Here is a 20,407-nt window from a genome sequence, read left to right on the forward strand (position 1 = left end):
GTTGCGGCTAGCCTGCGGTTAACAGCGCACCGCCGCGCCCCGGCACGACGTGCTTGCCGCTCGACTGCTGGACGACCGCGCCCGACAGGGCGTCCACGTATCTGCCGTCCGGCAGCGCGCTGGGCGGCACGGCCTGGGCGTCGTCAAGCAGGTTGACCAGCGCGTAGACGGTGGGCTCGCCATCCAGGCTTCTCCTCACCACTACGAGCCCCTCCGTCGGCGCCGTCACCTGCGTGTCGCCGCGTCGCAGCGCTGCCAGGTCGCGCCTGGCTCCCGCGAGCGAGCGGAGGTATGCAACCAGGTCGTCGTCCCACGTCTCGGGGTGGTCCCACGGCATGGCCCCCCTGCAGGCGGGGTCGTGCCCACCCTTCATGCCCAGCTCGTCGCCGTAGTACACGCAAGGCGCTCCCGGCCACGAGAACAGTAGGAGGAAGGCCTGGCGGACGGCAGCGTTATCGCCCATGAGGGTCGTCGCGATGCGCGGCGTGTCGTGCGACCCCAGGAGGTTCAGCTGTGAGTGCACGGCCGCGTCGGGATAGGCGTCGAGCAGGCTCGTCGCCGCGGCCGCGAACCCGGCGGCCGATAGCGCGGAGATGCCGTTCAGGCCGCTGCGCGCCAGCTCGTCGTGCGCCAGGTTTCGGCCCACCAGACCGAGGATGGTCCGGTTGAGTTGGTAGTTCATCACGCCGTCGAAGATGTCGCCCGCCAGCCACCGCTCGGCGCCTTCCCAGATCTCGCCCACCAGGTAGGCTTCCGGGTTCACGGCGCGGCAGCGGTCGCGGAACGTGCGCCAGAAGTCGTCGTCGTCGATCTCGTTGGGCACGTCCAGGCGCCAGCCGTCGGCGCCGGCGGCCAACCACCTCTCACCCACTTGGAAGAGGAACTCGCGCACGTCAGCCGTGCTCGTGTTGAACTTCGGCAGCGCCGCCAACCCCCACCAGGCGTCGTACCCGAGCGGCCCGCCGCCGTAGGCGTTCAACGGGTAGCGGCGCACGTGGAACCAGTCGCGGTAGGGGCTGGCGGGCCCGTTCTCGAGCAGGTCATGAAACTGCAGGAGGCCCCTGCTGGCGTGGTTGAAGACGCCGTCCAGGACGACCTTCATGCCGCGCTCGTGGCACGCATTCAGCAACTCCGCCAGCGCCTCGTTGCCGCCCAGCATGGGGTCCACGAGGTGGTAGTCCTGCGTGTGGTAGCGGTGGTTGGCTCCCGAGGCGAAGATCGGGCACAAGTAGAGCGCAGTTATTCCCAGGTCCTGCAGGTGGTCGAGCCTCTCGACGACGCCCAGGAGGTCGCCGCCCTTGTAGCCGTGCGTCGTGGGTGGGGAGTCCCACGGCTCGAGGTTGTTCGGCTTGTGAACGCGGCTGCTGCGCGCGAAGCGGTCGGGAAAGATCTGGTAGAAGACGGCGTCCTTCACCCATTCGGGCCACTTGCTGCTAGCGGGCATGCCGGGAATGCTAACCCACGGGCGCCGCGGGGTTACGCTCCCCTGGTGCTGCGTGCCCATCGACCCTCCTCGTGGCCCGTGTTCGTTCTCAGGCTCCTCCAGCTCAACGTGGGGCTCCTGCTCTACGGGCTGTCGGTGGCGCTCATGGTCGAAGCGAACGTGGGGTTGGGCCCGTGGGACGTGTTCCACCAGGGCATCTCGCTACTCACGCCGCTCTCTTTCGGCCAGGCGATGGTGGCCGCCGGCCTGGCGGTCCTCGTCTACTCGGTCCTGGGCCCGAAGGTGAGGGTGGGCGTGGGCACCGTCCTCAACATGCTCCTCATCGGCGTCTGGGCCGACGTCTTCCTGGGGCTGCCCGGCTTCCCGCACCCCTCCGGCTACGCGCTCGGGCTGGCGCTGTTCGTGGCGGGGCTCGCCATGACCGGCCTGGCCACCGGCCTCTACATCACGGCCGGGCTCGGCGCCGGGCCTCGCGACGGCTTCGTGCTGGGCGTCGCCAAGGTGACGGGCGCGTCCGTGCGCCTGGTGCGCACCCTGACGGAGGTGAGCGTCCTCGCCCTCGGCTGGGTCATGGGCGGCAGCGTGGGCCTGGGGACCGTCCTGTTCGCGCTCACGGCGGGCCCACTCATGCAGTTCTTCTTGCGCCTGTTCCGCGGGCTCGACGCCCGCTACGCCGCCATGAGCACCAAGGACAAGCGCGGCGCCGCCGTTACTCCGGCTTCAGAAGCGGGAAAAGGATGACGTCGCGGATGCTCGGCACGTCGGCCAGCAGCATGGCCAGACGGTCGATTCCGAGCCCCAGGCCACCCGTGGGCGGCATGCCGAACTCGAGCGCGGTGAGGAAGTCCTCGTCGATCATCTGGGCCTCTTCGTCGCCGGCCTCGCGCAGCGCCTGCTGCTGCTCGAAACGCGCGCGCTGATCCAGCGGGTCGTTGAGCTCGCTGAAAGCGTTCCCCAGTTCCATGCCGACGGCCACCGGCTCGAAGCGCTCCACGAGGCCGGGCCGGCTCCGGTGCTGCTTGGCGAGTGGGCTGATGGCGAGCGGGTGGTCCATGACGAAGACCGGGCCGACGATGTTGGGCTCGACGTAGATGTCGTAGAGCTTGTCGTAGAGCTGGTTGAGCGGCCTCTCGGCCAGTGGCGGTTCGTTGCCCGTGCCGGCGCCGGGGTGGTGCTCCGCCGTCCACGCGCGTAGGCGCGGCTCGTCGAGCGGGTCGAAGTCCATGCCGGCGCGCTTCGCCAGCTCGCCCGTGTAGTCGATGCGGGGCCACGGCGGCGTGAAGTCGAGCTCGGCGCCCTGGTAGGGCAGTTTCGTGGTGCCCAGGAGCTCTACCACGAGGGCCGAGTACATGTCCTCCACCAGCTCCAGGATGTCCAGGTAGTCCCTGCCCGCCCAGTACAGCTCGAGCATCGTGTACTCGGGGTTGTGCTTGTAGCTGATCCCCTCGTTGCGGAAGTTCCGCCCGATCTCGTACACGGCGTCGAAACCGCCCACTATCAGGCGCTTGAGGTAGAGCTCCAGCGAGATGCGCAGGTGGAAGTCGTAGTCGAGCGCGTTGTGGTGCGTGACGAACGGCCGCGCCTCGGCCCCGCCCGGCACGGCCTGCAGGACCGGGGTCTCGACCTCGAGGAAGCCGAGGTCGTCGAGGTAGCGCCGTATGAAGGAGGCGGCCCGGCCGCGCAGCGAGAACGCGCGCTTCACTTCGGGGTTGACCATCAGGTCGAGGTAGCGCTGGCGGTAGCGCGCCTCCTTCTCCGTCAGGCCGTGATGCTTGTCGGGGAGCGGGCGCAGGCTCTTGACCAGCGGCCTAAAATCGTCGGCGTCCACCGTGAGCTCGCCGGTCTGCGTGGCGTAGAGCGTGCCGCTCACCTCGAGCCAGTCGCCCAGGTCGATCTTCTTCAGCGCGTTGTAGGTCTCCAGCTTGTCGCGCTGGAACGATGCCTGGATGCGCCCCTCGGCGTCTTGGAGCGTGACGAACGTGAGCTTGCCGAGCATGCGCAGCAGCATGACGCGGCCCGCCACCACGACGCGTTCGTCTCCCAGGCGCGCCCCCGGCTCCGGCGCCGGGTGTGCGGCGTGAAGCTGCGCCGAACCGTGCGTCGGGTGATAGACGTACGGGTAGGCCTCGAAGCCACGTTCCTTCAGCGCCTCCAGGTTACGGAGGCGCTGCTCACGCTGTTCTCTGAGCGACTTCTGCGACATCAGCCTTGAGTTCAGCCGATGTCTTGGATCTGGTACTCGCTGGTTCCGCCATGTATGGCGACCTTGAACTTCTCGCCCTTGTTGCGCCCCATGAGCTCCTTGCCGAGGGGAGACTCGTCGCTTACCCTCGGCATGTCTCCCTCCAGGATGCCGGCCTCGACCGGCGAGACGACCTGCACCTGGAAGCTGTCCTTGGTCTTGACGTCGAGAAGCGTGACGACGCTGCCGTAGTCGACGTGACCCGCGCCCGTGCCCTCGATGAGGTCGGCGTGCTTGAGTTGCAGCTCGAGGTCGTCGATGCGCCGTTCTATGCGCGCCTTCTCGGCCTTGGCGTCCTCCAGGCCACTGTCGTCGTAGTCGTCCGAGGAACCCGTGAGGCCCTGGAGGATCTTGGTCGCCTCGTCGAGGCGTGCGTATTCTTGTTCTAGCGTCGCCTTGAGGCGCTCGAAGCCTTCAGGCGTGATTCGAACTCTCATCGCCATGTCGCTCTCCTTTAGCGGCCGCCACGCTCTCCCTTAGCGGTCGCCGTGCGATTGCCCGCCTGGACCGTTAGCAAGCGGCTTGTCCTGCATAGGACAAGCCGTTCGGCCGCTGGACTGTGGCCCGATTCTACCTCATGCACGGCCGCGGCGGGCATCTTGGCCCACGTATCCAACCGCTCACCCGGGTAGCCCGGTGCCTTCGTAGACTGACCCCATGAAGTACCGGATCGTTGCTCTTCTCGCCCTCGCGCTGCTTGCCGGGGCGTTGTTCCCACTCACCGCTTCCTCGCCACCCGACGCCGACTCGGCGCTGCTGCCGTACGAGGAGCTGAAGACGGCTCGCGCCACGGGTGACGCGGCCATGCTCGAGCGGCTGGCCTTCGAGAGCGACCGCTACTCCGCCTACTTAGCGGCCACGGAGCTCTCCGCCTGGCCCCAGCTCTCGCCAAGGCTACGGCTCAGGGGCCTGGAGCGGGCGCTGGAGCTGCGCATGCCGGATCCTCTCATGAAGGCTGAGACACAACGCCTGGAACTCATGCGTGGCGAGCTCGCCGAGGCGGCCGGCGAGACCGCCACGGCCATCGCCGCCTACCGCGCCGCCCTGCCCGACCCCAACGCCATCGAGGCCTTCACGCGGCTCGAGACCGATCCTTACCGCCTCGCGGCCGGACTCCTGGGCGTGAACCACTACGAGGCGGCGCTGCAGGCTCTCGGCGGCCGTCCGGCGCCGTCGATCGAGGCGCCGGCCTTGCGGGCCCTGGGCCGCTACGAGGAGGCCCTGGCCGCCTACCGCAACTGGTTGAAGGAGGACCCCAACAGCGAGACCGCCGCCCTAGGGGTCGCCTGGTGCCTCTACTACCTGCAACGTAACGGCGAGGCGACGGCGGCCTTCACGGCCCTCGGTCCGGCCGGCAACCAGGGCCTGGGGCTGCTGGCAAACCGCGCCGGCCGCACCGCCGACGCGGTGCGTTACCTGCGGCAGACGGGCCGCGCCGACCTCATCTGGCTGGCCACCGACCTGCTCGAGGCGCGTGCACAGTATGCCGAGGCCCTGCCCCTGTACCTGGAGCTGGCGGCGGGGAGCAGCGCCTACACCGACGACGCCGCGTACCGCGCCTACGTGCTTGCCGCACGGTTGGGCGACGCCGCCGCCCAGCGCGAAGCCCTCGACGCCATTCCGCTCGGGAGCTTCTTCGCCCTCAAGCTGGGCGGCTTACCGGCGGCGCCCGACCCCGGTTCGGCGCCGGTAGGCGAGTACTCGCGCGCGGCCTTGGCGGAAGACGCGGCTACACTGGCAGCGCCGGCCCTGGCGCTGGCCGCCGACCTGGTGGTGACGGGGGACCCTTCGTCGGCCACCGGCGAACTCCTGTTCGCCCTGCGTGACGCCGAGGCCGCCGGCGACGTCGACGCCACTCTTCAACTCGCAGAGCAGCTGCAGGCCCTCGACGAGTACCGCCAGAGCAGCCGTGCCGCTCGCGCGCTGCTCGCCAAGGGCGTGGACGACCTGCGCGCTTGGCGCCTGGCCTATCCGCCGGCCTGGCCGGCGACCGTGACCGCCGCCGCGGCCGAGAACCAGCTCGAGCCCGCCCTCATCTGGGCCGTCATGCGCCAGGAGTCGGCGTTCAGCCCGGTGGCCGTCTCGCGCTCCAACGCCATGGGCCTCATGCAGGTGGTGCCCTCCACCTGGGACTGGATCGCCGAGTTGCGCAAGGAGAGCCCGGGCGATCCGTTCGACCTCGTCAGCAACATCAACTACGGCGCCACCTACCTGCGCTGGCTCCTCAACTACTTCGACGGCGACGAGGAACTGGTGATCGCCGGTTACAACGGCGGCCAGGGTTACGTGCGCCGCACCCTCGAGGGTGAGAGCGTGGACGGGAACCGCGACGACTTCTACCGCCACCTGGATCACGGCGAGACGCGGGAGTACCTTCAGGTCGTCTACGAGAACCTGGTCATCTACCGCATGCTTTACCCCGGTCTGGCTGCGGGCCTCGACGAAGGCTTGGACCATGCTGAAGTTGCAGCTATCGTTCCGGCTACCGTTCCGACGGCCGCCAGCTCCTCAGCAACTGAAAGCCCCTAGCCACCACGCCGAGGGTCCACGGGTCGGCGTGGGGGTCGACTTCTAGCAGTGGCAAGGCTGCGGGCCCGAACCAGCGGCCCTGGTCGTGCTTCCCCTGCTCGAGGTGTGGCCGTTCGAGGTCGCCTGCGGCCCTCACCAGTAGGTCGATCTCGCGCCGCCGCGTCCCGCCCGCCTCCCAGTCGAGCAACTCGACCACTGGGCCGACGGCGGTCAACTGCCACCCCGTCTCCTCGGCCAGTTCACGGGCGAGCGCTTGAAGCACCGACTCGCCGGCCTCTGCGTGACCGCCCACCAGATCCCAGCGGCCGGGGAACAGCTCCCTCGTGAGGCTGCGGCGTTGAAGGTAGATGCGGCCGCCATCATCGGCTACGAGCGCTCCGACAACCAAGCGGCGCGCGTCGGCTTCCGCGGAAGCCGCGAACTCTTCTAGCGCGGCCGCCGAGGCCACGAACCCAACCTTGACCTCAGGATCCCTCACTTTAGGCCTCCACCGCACAAGGTTGACACTTGGCCTCGTGGGCGGCAAGTTCGAGCTGGTTTGAGCATCGGCGGCGGCACCGCCAACGGTTCTTGGCGGGCGCCGATGCGTCTAGCCCCGTCGGCCCTATAACAGGAAATCTAAACCGGAGTTCACCAAACTTACCGAAATGGCACGCCGTTCTCCCCTACAATGTCTGACCTCCCCGGTCGGCCGGTCGTTCGGACCGCCTCGCCGGCCTCGGGGGCATCGTATGGAGGCAGATATGAAACCGCTCGTCCTCATAGGTGTGATCCTCATCGTGCTAGGCGTGGCGGGGTTCGTCGTCAAGCGCGTCACTTACACCACCAACACGTCCAAGGTCGATCTCGGCCCGGTAGAGTTGACGGCTTCCGAGAAGCGGAGTATCGATATCCCGGACATCGCGTCCGGAGTTGCCGTCGTTGCCGGCATCGTACTCGTGGTCGCTGGGTCGCGTTCCCGGCCCCGCTGAGCTGACCCGACCTGCGCCTCGTGCCGCTAGGCTTTCCGCGCCTGCGCCGCCAGGCTTCCTTAGCCTGTGCCGCGAGGCTTCCTTACCTGCGCCGCGAGGCTTCCTTGGCCTGTGCCGCGTGGGTTCAAGCCAACTTGCATGACCGCCAGGCGATGTACCTAACGCACGGCAACCGGGGGGCGTTCGAGCCTATCGTTGCCCTATCACGTTGGAGCGCTTCTCGGCCGGGTTGGCCGCCACGAGGGGCCGCTCCTCGCTAGGAGGTACCGATGAAGCGCTTCACCTTCGGTGGGCTTGGCCTGTTGGGCGTCTCTCTCGTCGTGCTGATCATCAAGGGCATCGCCATACCGCCCGCGCTCAACAAGGTGGACGCGGGCCATACGGCCTCCATAGGGCCGTTCATCAGTGACGTGAACTTCGTCGAGGTTCTGGCTTGCCTGGGTGTCGTGGTGGGCATATTGCTCATCATCGTTGGCCTGAGCGGGGCCCCCAAAGGCGAGCTCGGCTACCGCCGCTGACGCGCCGCTCGGCACTTGCCGTCCCATAACGAAAGCGCCCGTCCTCGCGGCGAGTCTCGATCCCTCGGCCTGGACGGGTGCTTCGTGTGGAGCGGGAGACGGGATTCGAACCCGCGACAGCTACCTTGGCAAGGTAGTGCTCTACCAGCTGAGCTACTCCCGCATACGGAGCGGTCTGAGACACTTGGCCCCAGACCGGCTCCTTCTAAAATAACCTCCTCGCACTGACCTACTCTTGCAGGGAGCTGCCCCCCAACTACCATCGGCGCTGGCGTGCTTAACTTCCGAGTTCGGAATGGGGTCGGGTGGGTCCACGCCGCCACGAGCACGAAGAGGAAAGATATGGACAGGTTATAGAAGGCAAGCTCAGGTGTCTACACTCGGAATGAGTCCGAGAAATGGTCAAGTCCTCGACCGATTAGTACTGGTCAGCTAAACACGTTGCCGCGCTTACACTCCCAGCCTATCAACCCGGTGGTCTTCCGGGGGTCTTACTCCCTAAAGGGATGGGAAAGCTCATCTTGGAGTCGGCTTCGCGCTTAGATGCTTTCAGCGCTTATCCGTTCCGCACGTAGCTACTTAGCATGTGCCGTTGGTACGACAGCTAAGACACTAGCGGTGCGTCCACTCCGGTCCTCTCGTACTAGGAGCAGCTCTCCTCAACTTTCCTACGCCCACAGCGGATAGAGACCGAACTGTCTCACGACGTTCTGAACCCAGCTCGCGTGCCATTTTAACGGGCGAACAGCCCGACCCTTGGGACCTTCTCCAGCCCCAGGATATGACGAGCCGACATCGAGGTGCCAAACACCGCCGCCGATATGAACTCTCGGGCGGTATCAGCCTGTTATCCCCGGGGTAACTTTTATCCGTTGATCGATGGCCCTTCCACAAGGTACCACCGGTTCACTAGGGCCGACTTTCGTCCCTGCTCGACATGTACGTCTCGCAGTCAAGCTCCCTTATACCCTTGCGCTCTATGCACGATTTCCGACCGTGCTGAGGGAACCTTTGCGCGCCTCCGTTACAATTTAGGAGGCGACCGCCCCAGTCAAACTACCCACCAGACGCTGTTCCCCACCCGGATAACGGGTGCAGGTTAGACGATCGAACCGATCAGGGTGGTATTTCACCGATGACTCCACCGAGCCTAGCGGCCCGGTTTCACAGTCTCCCACCTATGCTACACAGATCAGTCCAAGCGTCAACATCAAGCTGTAGTAAAGCTCCACGGGGTCTTTTCGTCCTGCTGCGGGTAGGCCGCATCTATACAGCCAATTCAATTTCACCGAGTCCCTGGTTGAGACAGCGCTCCAGTCGTTACACCATTCGTGCAGGTCAGAACTTACCTGACAAGGAATTTCGCTCTTTAGTCTTACCCAAACTTACCGGGCGGACAGCAGTCCTTGGCTGCTGTCCCTGCATGTCGCCATGCAGATGGGACCATATCTTCGTCCGAATAGCCGGACGTCCGGCGTGTGGTCTCTGAGGGGTCATGCCAATGTGGCAGCGGACTTCCCTGCTGATTGCCTGCGCCGCGCGGATTGTCACTGCCCGCTTGAGGGCTAGTACCGGCGGATTCTCAGGGTTTCCAGCATATAGCCAGATGCGCACCTCACCATTACTGATGAGGGGGGCAGCATTCCTACCTTAGGACCGTTCTTACTGTTAACACCGGTCAGAATTCAACCAGTGCGGCAATTTCTGCCCTCCATGTCGCCATGGAGATCGGACCATATCATCTACTCGAAGCAGGCGGCGATGGTTGATCGCTTCGAGTTCGCTCAGCGTATGGCCTCTGAGGATTCTCCCAACAGGTTGATGATCGATATCGTCAACACCGCGGGAGTCTTTCCTGCTGATTGTCCGCACCTCACGCGTTGTCACTGCCGCCATCATAAGCGATGTGGCGAGTAGCGGAGGATTCTCGGAGTTTCCAGCATATGGCTGAGTTTATTTGCGTAACTACAACGGTCAGCTTTTATAGTTACGGCCGCCGTTCACTGGGGCTTCAGTTCGGCGCTTTCACGCCTCCCGTTGACCTTCCAGCACCGGGCAGGTGTCACACCCTATACATCCCCTATAAGGGTTAGCAGAGTGCTGTGATTGTGGTAAACAGTCGCTAGAGCCAATTCACTGCGCCCACCTCAGGCGATCCTTGCGGACAACCTTACACGTGGGACCCCTTCTCCCGAAGTTACGGGGCTATTTTGCAGAGTTCCTTAACCAGGGTTCTCTCGCGCGCCTTAGTGCTCTTACACTCGCCTACCTGTGTCGGTTTTGGTACGGGCGCCATCGCTTCAACGTTTAGAGGTTTTTCTTGGCACCGTGGATTCAACCAGTTATCAGTCCCGTAGGACCTTCCCGACGTACGTCATCTACGCGGAGGGCGGATTTTCCTATCCCTCCAGACTTCGTACGCCGCCGGGCATAGCCATAGCTCCGGATGGCCTATCCTAATGCGTCACCCCATCACTCCACGACGGCGGGGCAGGAATGTTGACCTGCTGTCCATCGACTACGCCTTTCGGCCTCGCCTTAGGTCCCGCCTAACCCTGAGTGGACGACCCTTGCTCAGGAACCCTTAGGCTTTCGGCGGAAGGGATTCTCACCCTTCTTATCGTTACTAATTCCTGCATTCGCACTTCCGATACCTCCACGGCTCCTTACGGTACCGCTTCAACGGCTTACGGAACGCTCCCCTACCCAGCACTGCTTAGCAGCACTGACGCAGTTTCGGTGCATGGCTTAGCCCCGATCATCTTCGGCGCAGAGACACTCGACTAGTGAGCTATTACGCACTCTTTAAAGGAATGGCTGCTTCTAAGCCAACCTCCTAGCTGTCCTAGCGTCTCCACATCCTTTCCCACTTAGCCATGACTTGGGGACCTTAACTGGCGTTCTGGGTTGTTTCCCTCTTGTCTGCGAAAGTTAGCTCACGCAGACTGACTCCCGGGGTATGAACCGACGGCCTTCAGAGTTTGACAGGGTTTGGTAAGCTGGTGAGCCCCCTAGCCCAATCAGTGCTTTACAACCATCGGTGAACCCCCGAGGCTAGTCCTAAAACTATTTCGGGGAGAACCAGCTATCTCCGGATTCGGTTAGCTTTTCACTCCTAACCACAGCTCATCCCAAGAGTTTTAAACCTCAACGGGTTCGGTCCTCCACTTCCTTTTACGGAAGCTTCAACCTGGCCATGGCTAGCTCATCCGGTTTCGGGTCTACTGATAGCGCCTGAACGCCCTGTTCAGACTCGCTTTCGCTACGCCTCCGCCTATCGGCTTAAACTCGGCACTACCAGTAAGTCGCAGGATCATGCTTCAAGAGGCACGCCACCACCCGTTCATATCCGAAGATATGCATAGGGCTGTGACTGCTTGTAAGCACACGGTTTCAGGTACTATTTCACTCCCCTCACGGGGTGCTTTTCACCTTTCCCTCACGGTACTTGTTCACTATCGGTCAGTCGGAATATTTAGCCTTACGGGGTGGTCCCCGTAGATTCACGCGAGGTTCCACGTGACTCGCGCTACTCAGGTGCCGGCTAGGCTTCCGCGCATTTCGCGTACGGGGCTATCACCCGCTATGGCGCGCCTTTCCAGTGCGCTTCCGCTATACGCTCGAGTCCACGTTGCCGGTCCTACAACCCCGGCTCCCGTAGGAGCCGGTTTAGGCTATTCCCTTTTCGCTCGCCGCTACTGGGGGAATCGAGGTTTCTTTATTTTCCTCCAGGTACTTAGATGTTTCAGTTCCCTGGGTTCCCTCCACATGACCTATGTATTCAGTCATGGGTAGTGGGGGTTCGCCCCACTGGGTTTCCCCATTCGGAGATCCTCGGATCTACGCTTGCTTCCAGCTTCCCGAGGCTTATCGCAGGTAGCCACGTCCTTCATCGGTTCGACTGCCAAGGCATCCACCGTGTGCCCTTAGTAACTTGACCCATTTCTTGCAATTTCATTTTGATGTGTATGAGCAGACACGCGATTCTGGGCTTGAAAAAACCCGATTCGCGGCTCGTACGATCTTTCGTCCCTCACGGGACCAAGTGCTCGTTCGAGCCCTGATGTCTTGCCTTCTATTCACCTGTCAATGTTCTCGCCGGTCTTTCGAGCGGCAAAGTTGAGTGTACACCTGGGGCTCGAAGGGTGTCAAGCGTCTTCGGAGCAGCGTTTATCGGCAAGGGCTGTGAGAGGTAGTCGTTCACCGTGGCGACATTCTTGATCGCTGGGCGGTAAAGAACGTCGGGGAGCCGGGGAGGCCAACTCGCCGCCGTCATGCCATCTGCCACTACTTGCGTTGGGTAGTGCGCCAACGGGGCGTCGAGGGCTCGCGCCGTGCCTATACTTTGCTATGCGCTTGCGGACTCTCGGGGGGTTAGGCCTGCCGGGTGGAGGGTTCCGGAGGCAGAAGCCTCTGCTCCTTCTCGCTTACCTGGCTGTGGAGGGACCGAGGGACCGTAGGTACCTCTCGGAACTCTTCTGGCCGACGGCCGCGAACCCGCGCCAGAGTCTCTCCGTGGCCCTGTCGCAGATCCGGCACCACTTGCCGCAAGCGGTCCATGTCGACGGCTTCACCCTTTCGACTCGGCTCGCGTGTGACGCCGTGGAGTTGAAGGAGGCGGCGGCGGACGGCGACTCGGGGCGTGTCGTCGAGCTTTACGGCGGCACTTTCCTGGCGGGCGTCGATATCCCTGAGCGTGGGGTCGAGCTGGAGGAGTGGTTGTTCCTCACCCGTGAGCTACTTGCGCTTCGGGCTCAGCGCGCCTTCGTTAGTGAGGGTGAGCGGGAGTTGGCTGCCGGCAGGCACGCATACGCCGCTAGGTTCGCCGAACGCGCCGTCTCGCTGGGCACCGATGCGGTCGACGCCGACGCCGACCTGTTGCGCCGCCTGCACCGGTTGCTTCTGGTTACGGATAATCCGCGTGCCGCGCCGGTCAAGAAGGAAGCGGAGGCCATGGGCTTGCCGCTGGAAGTAGGTGGCGAAGCAGGGCTCGAAGGCGTTGGTACGCGTCCTACGGCTCATAACGTTGCGCGGCTGTCGTCTCCGCTCGTGGGCAGAACTTCGGAGCTGGAGGAGATCGACTCACTGCTGCTCGCAGGCACCCGCCTGCTTACCGTGACGGGTCTGGGTGGAACCGGGAAATCGCGTCTCGTGGAGGCCCTGGCCACGCGGCTGGCGCATTCGGGGCGTTACGACCGCGTTCACTTCGTGGCGCTGGAATCGGCGAGCGAAGCAGCCGAGGTGCCGGCTCGGATCGCGGCGGCCATGGGGACGACGCTGAGCGGCAGGGATCCCGTGAGCGTGCTTGCGCAGCAGCTTGTCGCGGACCGCGCCGTCTTGATCCTTGACAACTTCGAGCACCTCACGGCCGCGGCTGCGGGCATCATGGCGCTGCTCGATGGGTGTCCTGGCTTGAACATCGTGGTGTCGTCGCGAGAACCGCTCGGGTTGCCGGCCGAATCGTTCTACCCCTTGGGTGGCTTGGGGCTGCCGAGCAGCGTGGAGGCGGTGAGCAGCGAGGAGGAGGGCTCCGAAGCGGTTGACCTCTTCCTGCTGACCGCCAGGCGTTACGACCCACGTTTCGGGCTCGACGAGGCGGGCGCGCAGGCGGTGTTCCGCATCTGTCACTTGGTGACGGGTCTGCCGTTGGCGGTAGAGCTCGCCGGCGCGTTGATGCGCGTCATCCCGCCTACGGACCTGGCGCGCGAGTTGGAGGCGGACTTGGACGCGCTGGTCAGCGTTCAGCGCGACACGCCAAGCCAGAAGGCCGCCTTGCGCTTGACGTTCGAGCGTTCCTGGAAGCTGCTCACGGACGAGCAGCGGGCGGCGTTGGCGGGTTGCTCGCTGTTCCGTGGTGGTTTCACGCGCGACGCTGCCGCAAGGGTGCTTGGCATGGACTTGCGTACCCTGAAGGGGTTGATGGACCGCGCGCTGCTGCAGCGCAGGGGCAACCGTTACGACCTCCACCCGCTCGTTAGGCAGTACGCGGCGGAAAAGCTGGACGCCGAAGCTGCTGCTGGCGAGTGGCGGTCGCGCCACGCGGAGCATTTCAGCGAGCAGCTCGCCGCTAAACGGTCCAGCTACCAGCGTGCGGGGGAGCGCAGCGCGTTCGAGGAACTAGACCGCGAATCCGCCAACATCCGCGCGGCCTGGGAATGGGCGGCCGCCGCGCGCCGCCACGACCTGCTCGACGAGATGGCGTACATGCTGTACGGCTACCTGGCGGCCCGCTTACGACGGGAAGAACTAACGCACCTGCTGACGATAGGGCTGGACAGCGTGGAAGCCGGATCGCTCGTGGCCGCACGCTTGACCACCTATTTGGCCAAGCACTCCACCCCCGACCAGCCCGCCAAGGCGCAAGCCCTGCTCGAGTCCGCCCTCACCATCGCCCGTCACGAGGAAAGCGACGGCGACGTCGGCATGATCCTCTCCGCCCTCGGCTTGGCGCTCATATATCAACGAGAGTTCGGCGCGGCGCGGCGCGCCTTGTCAGAGGCCGTGCCGCTGCTCGAGCACCACGACGACGGGAGGTCATTGGGCGGTTGCCTGTCCAACTTAGGCTTCGCGACGAAGGAGTACGGAACCGTACTCTCGCTCTATGATCGCGCCATCACCGCGTGTCGGAGGGCAGGCAACATCTCGGACTTGGCGAAGATCATCTACAACCGAGCCATCCTCGTTGCGGGCATCTTCGGCGATTACGCCGGCGGCGTGGCCGGAATGGCGGAAGCGTTGGAGTTGGAGCACGAGAATGCCGCGAGGACATCCATGCTCTGCCACATGCACTCCTTCAGCGCCCTGTTCCTGATCCAGTTGGGCGACCTGGATTCTGCACGAGAGCACCACGCCAAGGCGCGACGCCTCGTCGAGGAACGCCAGCCCTGGGAGGAGCATAAGTTCAAGCTCGACATCGACGATTGGGTCCACGGACACATGCTGTTCGCCCGCGGCAACGTCGCCGAGGCTGTTGCATTCCTCGACGCTATCGACCTGCCTACTACCAGGGACCACGAGCTGATCGCCTGGTCCGCCTTTTTCGCTCGTGACCAAGCCAGGGTTCGCCATTTTCATGCGCTAGCCAAAGAGGCGGTTGGAACACAAGCAGTCGAATTCGAAGCGCCCGAGCTTCAGGCGTTCAGTCTCCTACTGGGCGCCGCCGACGCCGTGCTCGATGCTGCGGCTCGGGGTGAGCCCAGCGGCGCTAGCGTGGATGCGGTGGCGCCGCTGGTGAGCGCCTTGGAGCTGATCACCAGGTTCATGTTGGTGCCGTACGCGTTCGATGCGTTCGTGCTCGCACGGCTCGTCGCCCCTAAGGTTGCCGGCTTGGCACTGGTAAGGCTAGCCGCAACTCACGCTTCAGCGAGGCAGCATACTCGTCGACATGCGCAGGAGCTCCTAAGGGCCGAAGGGGCGCCGTTCCCGCCCCCGGCACAGGGCGAGGCCCCGTTCGCGCCCCGGCCGGGTCCGCACTTAGCGGCAAAGCAGGTCCTCAAGCTGGCGAAGGAACTCGAGGTTCGCCTCCGCGCACCGCTGGAGGCGGCGGAACCGACGCCCTTGCGCGCCTGACCGTCCGCTGTCAATCAAGCCTGTAGGCCGCCAACTGGACGCAACACCAGCGTCTTGCCCGACACGGGGGCGTAAGGCGAGGGCGCGTAAGGCGAGGTGGCCTGGGCCATTGTGTAAACGGGAGGGCCTCCACCGGAGGCATCAACGCGACCGCCGGGCCCGGAAGACCGGGGGCAAGTGCTAGGGTCTACCACAAGTATCCGTACTGTTCGGAAGGAGAAATTGATGACCCGATCTCGCATCGTCTTTACGTCGCTACTTGCCTTCGCCCTCACCGCATTCTTGGCAGCTTGCTCCACGCCCTCGGCGCCGCCCGTAGGAACTCTCGTCGTAGCAGTGGCGGGACTACCCAGCGGGACGGCAGGCGCAGTGGTGGTGACAGGCCCGGACGGTTACTCGCAAACCGTCACGACCACGACCACACTCAAAGTGCCGCCTGGCACGTACTCCATAGCAGTGTCGGAAGCGCGAGGCAGCGATTCCATCGTTCCCCAAGCGTTCGACGGCTCCGCCACCCCGACCAGCGTCACCGTAGCGGCGAACGACACGGCTACCACAACCGTCAGTTACGCCCTCCGCCCGGGTTCCGGAATGCTGTGGATCCCGCAGTGGGGCGGCTCCTATCAGGCAGTCGGTTTGGCGCGGAGTCAACTGCTTGCCTCTGGTTCCCCGACACCGGACGTGAGTCTCATGGGTACGACCAATCACGGGGAGGGGATTGCCTTCGATGGCGAAGGAAATATGTGGGTATCGGACATTATCGGGTACCTCTACCGCTACGACGCGGCCTCCTTGGCCAGTTCGGGCACACCCGCACCCGCAGTGACGATCGATGCCACCGCTTACGGCGGCCTCGTGGGCCTGGCGTTCGACGCTTCCGGCAACCTCTGGACCGCCGATTTCTGGAACAACAGGTTGCTCGGGTACTCCCCCGCCCAACTCACCGCAGATGGAGCACCCACGCCGTCCGTGGTAATAAGCGCCAACGGCAGTAGTCTTTCGAGGCCCGTCGCGGTTTCTTTCGACGGCCAAGGCAACCTGTGGGTCGCCAATCGGGACGCCAGCACTGTCGTGAGCTTCTCCCCTGCGCAGTTCACCGCAACAGGAACCCCCGCGCCCACCGTCACGCTCAACACCAGCGGTGGCAGCCTCGAGAGTCCGTACGCTATGGCGTTCGATGCCGGCGGCAACCTGTGGGTCAGCAACATATCAGCCACTGTCGTGCGCTTCGACGCCGCACAATTGACCAGCTCAGGCAACCCCACACCGGCCGCAACAATCGACCACAGCTCCCTCGGCAATAACCCTCTCGGGTTAGCGTTCGACGCCAATGGGGCACTGTGGGTGGGAGATGCTGACACCGCAACGAGCAACCTCCGGCGCTTCGCGAACCCCGGGGCACTGGTGGGAAGTGTGTCACCAACGGCTGGCGTCGTCATCACCGATATAGGACTAACCGATGGCATGCTCATGGCCTTCAGCCCCCCGCCGGCGAACCTGCCCATCAACACTCCCTGACCAACCGCGGCCTCCGTTGCCGCATCCCTCCAGTTCGGCGCTCCCGGACCCCATCCGCGAGCGCCGAGCCTATGCGCCTAGGCGGCCGGTCGCGGGGCAGATACCGCAAGCCAAAGCGCGTTTAAGTCCGATTTAACGGCCTACCCGCTACGCTTCAGCATGACCAAGCTCCGGCTGCTTCCGCTGCTATTCGTGGCTCTAACGCTCGCTGCCTGCGGTGGCCCCGCAGCGCCCGCCGGCACGCGCACGATCGATGGCCAGGTCTTGCTCCCGAGAGGCCACCAGCTCGACCTCGCCACGCTCACGGTGACCACCGTGTTGGGAAGCTTCCCGGTGGCCGCCGACGGCAAGTTCGAGGCCTCCGTGTTGCAGGGGGCCGTTTCGGAAGTGGGCGCAGAGGACGCGGGTGGCGCGCTCCTACTCCTGGGGGTCAGCGGTGGCGGAAGGCTCGAGTTGTCGCTAACGAGCACCGCCGAGGCGCTCCTTTACTACGCGGTGGGCGGCATGTGGTTACCCGCCGAGCAGCAAGATCAGGTCAGGGAGCTACTCAAGGGCCGGCCGGAGGCCGCCCCCGTGGCCCGCGAACTCGAACGGCAGTTGCTGGCGGGAGGCAACGGCCTGGCCGAGCCGGACGCGGACTTGCTGGCTGCTCTCGAGGCGGCGCACGCCAGTCTGTTCGCAGGGGCCGAGCTCACCGAGGCCCTCGTCGGCCCCGCAACCTGCCGCGCCCAGCTCGAAGCCGCCGGCACGGGTGATACGAGCATCATCATCGAGCCCGCCACCGCCACCCAGGCGGGCGTCCAGGTGCTGCACAACCCTGCAGGCGCCGGCGTGGTGGCGCAGAACCAGTTGCGCCGCCCGGCCGCGCTTCTGGCCTACGAGGTGGCGTGGGAGGACGCCGATCGGGTGAGCATCCCGGTCGATCCGCCCGTCTTGGTCGAACGTGTCGAGGTACCGGCTACGAGTCAGCTCGAGCTGCTGCACGCCCTCCTCGACGTCATCACCGGCGATGCGCCGTGGACCCCGGTCCTGAGTTCACCTCTTAACCTCGTTGGCCACTTGGGCGCCTCACGCACTCACTATGAGCTGATACTGCTGGGCCCGTCCGCCACCGACGCAGAGTGGCCCATCATGAGAGATGCGCGTTTCAAGGCGCACCACGGCGAGTGGGACGACATCGTGATGGACAAGTCGGTGGACTTGTTCCTGGGCGAGATGCTGCTGCCCCTGATCGAGATGTACGGCCTCGGACGCTTGGTGCAGTTCGACGCCGCACAACTGAAGCGCGCGCGCGACCGGGTCCGAATCATCTACGACAAGCATCTGATGGGGCTCGGCGTGTACCTCACCCAAGGGCAGGTCGGTTACGCGAATGCCCTCAAGTTCATGCTCGAGGAGCTGGCACAGAACAAGATGTTCCGCCTAGACATGATGGGAGTGGTGGCTGACGCGCTCTCGCTGAGCGACAAGAACAAGGCGTCCATCGACGCCATCGAGAAGCGCTTGTCGAGCCGCGCCAGCGCCAGCGCGATCGTTGCGGCGGTGCAGGGCATTCTCGTCAGCGGTGACTTGTCGAAGATCGCCTACGACCTTGCGGGAGCACCAGCCGTGGTGTCGTGGCAGGCGGAATCGGCACCGGCCCTCTTCGTCCTGACCCCGACCGAGGCACGAATAACGCGCGACATGGCGCAGGCCGAGTTCACCGTTCGGGCCATCACGGGCGAGAACGGCAACTACCTCTACCGCTGGACGACCAGCGGTAACTACGGCACCATCAGCGACTACCTACAAGACGGCACCACCCTCGACACCAGGTCGCCCGAGATCCTGTACACGCACGACTACCCGATCGGCATCACGGCCAATGATGTCGACACAATCATGGTCGAGGTATTCCAGGTCGAGGGCGGCGCCACGACCATAGCGCCGGACGCCCTGCCGATCGCGCGGTTGCAAGCGTTGGTGCGTGGCGAGGTGGAGCCCCCGTGCATTCCCCACTGCGAGCCCTTCAACGGTCAAGAGCTGTGCTGGTGCATGTGATCTCGCCAGAAGTGTAGCGAGCGGACCTGGCAGGTCCTGCCGCGAGAGCTGACCGGAGAACTCCTACCGCGAGGGCCGCCGGCCGGCCTACCCCGAGTATGCGAGGCGATTCGCGTACTCGGGTGTTCTCTTGCCCGTCACACGACTTGCCGGGTACGAGACAAGACGCCCGACTCAAGATTCGTAAGCGCTTACGGCCACTATGCCAACAGCTGCGCACCCCCTTCCCTGCTGCACCCGAGCCCCCCTCCGTATCCTAGTTGACAATGGGCTGCGTAATACCTATGCTGCAGGCAACAAGCTTTCGTAAGCGCTTACGACCCGCGCATCGGCACCCTTAGAGCAGGCACAAGAGCAGGCACGTCGGCACGCTAAGGGCAGGCACGCCAAGGGCACCAGCACGAAGGGCACCAGCACGCTAGAGGCTATCGGCACGCTAGGAGAACCGGCATGAACAGCGGCGACGGCGGAGGCAAGGAGCGCGCAACCATCGAAGACGTTGCGCGCGGCTCCGGTGTCAGCACCGGCACCGTGTCCCGGGTGCTCAACAACCGCGCGGGCGTAAGCGCGTCCACGCGAGAACGCGTTCTCACCACCATCGAGATGCTCGACTACCGCCCTGACCACGCGGCGCGGACCTTGTCCAGGCGGCAGTTGAGCATCGGGCTGAGCCTCGCGCGCGGCGCGCGGCGGCTGACGCCCTTCCTCATGCTGTTCATGGAGCACCTGATAGCGCGGCTCCAACAGGATGGCTACCGCTTCGAGGAGCTGGAGACGGGGCCCAACGGGTTGCCGGCAAGGCTGCCCAGTGGCGTCATCCTGCACGGCGCCCACGAAGACGACTCACGGCTCGAACTGCTGCTGCGAACACAGGTGCCGTTCGTCCTGGTTGGCCGCGCCGCCGGGGTCCGGTGGGTGGCCCCCGACGATCGCCGCGGTGGCCTCGAAGCCACTAGGCACCTCATCAAGCTCGGACATAGCGACATCGTCCACCTTGGCGGCTTGATGAGCCAGCAGGCGTTCCAGGACCGCTATCAGGGTTACATGCAGGCGCTAAGCGAGGCGGGCATCGGTCAGACCCGCGAGCAGTTGCTCGACGGTGAGTTCACCGTCCTGGGCGGCTACCGGGCCGTGCGCCGCTATTTCGAGGCAGGCAACAGCGCGTCCGCCATCTTCGCGGCCTCCGACGAGATGGCGCTTGGCGCCATTGCCGCCCTCGAGGACCTCGGCCTGAGCGTCCCGCTGGACGTATCGGTCGTCGGCTTCGACGACCTGCCCGAGGTCGCCGACGGGCTGGACGTCGCTGGGGGCCTCACGACGGTGCGGCAAGACATAAGACGCATCACCGACACCGCCGTCACGCTTCTCGACGAGGGCCTCCAAGGCCTGCCCGTCAGGAGCGAGCTCGTTCCTGTGAGGCTTATCGCGCGCGGTACGACCGCGCGGCGAAGGGGGTGAGTGACTGTTAGCGGAGCGTGACTAGGATCGGCCGTCGACCCGCCAACGTGAAGGGCGTCCGCCCAAGCACGCCCTAGGAACCGGGTGCGCCGGGGGCGCGAGTACCACCGGAGGTAAC

Annotated in this window: 12 protein-coding genes, 1 tRNA gene and 2 rRNA genes; 8 read left to right on the plus strand and 7 right to left on the minus strand. The window is 64.7% G+C overall.

Translation table 11 applies throughout. The annotated features are described in order from the left end of the window. Window positions 1-7 precede the first annotated feature (7 nt). Window positions 8-1,444, minus strand: a complete 1,437-nt coding sequence (locus ROY82_11810; GenBank protein ID MDT3683145.1) for a glycoside hydrolase family 13 protein — start codon at window positions 1,442-1,444, stop codon at window positions 8-10. A 45-nt stretch (window positions 1,445-1,489) separates the two neighbouring features. Between ROY82_11810 and ROY82_11815 the strand changes: the two genes are divergently transcribed. Beyond that, complete coding sequence (locus ROY82_11815; GenBank protein MDT3683146.1) at window positions 1,490-2,185, plus strand: hypothetical protein; 696 nt, start codon at window positions 1,490-1,492, stop codon at window positions 2,183-2,185. On the opposite strand, the gene lysS is transcribed toward ROY82_11815, so the two are convergent. Next, on the minus strand, window positions 2,154-3,647 hold the full coding sequence (gene lysS, locus ROY82_11820) for a lysine--tRNA ligase (protein MDT3683147.1): 1,494 nt from the start codon (window positions 3,645-3,647) through the stop codon (window positions 2,154-2,156). The two genes, ROY82_11815 and lysS, sit on opposite strands and share 32 nt — an antisense overlap. 11 nt (window positions 3,648-3,658) lie before the next feature. After that, window positions 3,659-4,129, minus strand: a complete 471-nt coding sequence (locus tag ROY82_11825; protein MDT3683148.1) for a GreA/GreB family elongation factor — start codon at window positions 4,127-4,129, stop codon at window positions 3,659-3,661. Window positions 4,130-4,343: 214 nt separating this feature from the next. Here ROY82_11825 and ROY82_11830 point away from each other — a divergent pair, with 214 nt between their 5' ends. Continuing rightward, a complete protein-coding gene (locus ROY82_11830) occupies window positions 4,344-6,215 on the plus strand; it encodes a lytic transglycosylase domain-containing protein (protein MDT3683149.1) in 1,872 nt (623 codons plus the stop codon). Here the strand turns inward: ROY82_11830 and ROY82_11835 are convergent. Then, window positions 6,169-6,693: an NUDIX domain-containing protein gene (locus ROY82_11835; GenBank protein MDT3683150.1), complete on the minus strand. Its 525-nt coding sequence runs from the start codon at window positions 6,691-6,693 to the stop codon at window positions 6,169-6,171. The genes ROY82_11830 and ROY82_11835 overlap by 47 nt on opposite strands. Window positions 6,694-6,958: 265 nt before the next feature. On the opposite strand from ROY82_11835, the gene ROY82_11840 reads away from it, so the two are divergent. Continuing rightward, entirely contained in the window at window positions 6,959-7,186 is a 228-nt protein-coding gene (locus ROY82_11840) for a hypothetical protein (protein MDT3683151.1), read from the plus strand. 269 nt (window positions 7,187-7,455) lie between these two features. Beyond that, the gene (locus ROY82_11845; protein ID MDT3683152.1) at window positions 7,456-7,704 is read left to right on the plus strand and encodes a hypothetical protein; all 249 of its coding nucleotides are present in this window, start codon (window positions 7,456-7,458) and stop codon (window positions 7,702-7,704) included. Window positions 7,705-7,791: 87 nt separating this feature from the next. Here ROY82_11845 and ROY82_11850 read toward each other — a convergent pair. The 3 genes from ROY82_11850 to ROY82_11860 all read right to left on the minus strand — a co-directional run bounded on the left by ROY82_11850 (window position 7,792) and on the right by ROY82_11860 (window position 11,644). Further along, window positions 7,792-7,867, minus strand: a tRNA-Gly gene (locus ROY82_11850). Between the two features lie 53 nt (window positions 7,868-7,920). After that, window positions 7,921-8,037: ribosomal RNA gene (gene rrf / locus ROY82_11855) — 5S ribosomal RNA — on the minus strand. A 65-nt stretch (window positions 8,038-8,102) separates the two neighbouring features. Continuing rightward, window positions 8,103-11,644, minus strand: a 23S ribosomal RNA gene (locus ROY82_11860). Window positions 11,645-12,054: 410 nt separating this feature from the next. Between ROY82_11860 and ROY82_11865 the strand changes: the two genes are divergently transcribed. The 4 genes from ROY82_11865 (at window position 12,055) to ROY82_11880 (ending at window position 20,289) form a co-directional block, all read left to right on the plus strand. Then, the gene (locus tag ROY82_11865) at window positions 12,055-15,273 is read left to right on the plus strand and encodes an AAA family ATPase (GenBank protein MDT3683153.1); all 3,219 of its coding nucleotides are present in this window, start codon (window positions 12,055-12,057) and stop codon (window positions 15,271-15,273) included. Between the two features lie 225 nt (window positions 15,274-15,498). Then, the gene (locus ROY82_11870) at window positions 15,499-16,791 is read left to right on the plus strand and encodes an NHL repeat-containing protein (protein ID MDT3683154.1); all 1,293 of its coding nucleotides are present in this window, start codon (window positions 15,499-15,501) and stop codon (window positions 16,789-16,791) included. A gap of 159 nt (window positions 16,792-16,950) precedes the next feature. Continuing rightward, window positions 16,951-18,831, plus strand: a complete 1,881-nt coding sequence (locus ROY82_11875; protein MDT3683155.1) for a hypothetical protein — start codon at window positions 16,951-16,953, stop codon at window positions 18,829-18,831. Window positions 18,832-19,281: 450 nt separating this feature from the next. After that, a complete protein-coding gene (locus ROY82_11880) occupies window positions 19,282-20,289 on the plus strand; it encodes a LacI family DNA-binding transcriptional regulator (protein ID MDT3683156.1) in 1,008 nt (335 codons plus the stop codon). Window positions 20,290-20,407: the final 118 nt, after the last annotated feature.

The organism is Truepera sp. (assembly GCA_032027045.1).
Lineage (GTDB): Bacteria > Deinococcota > Deinococci > Deinococcales > Trueperaceae > JAAYYF01.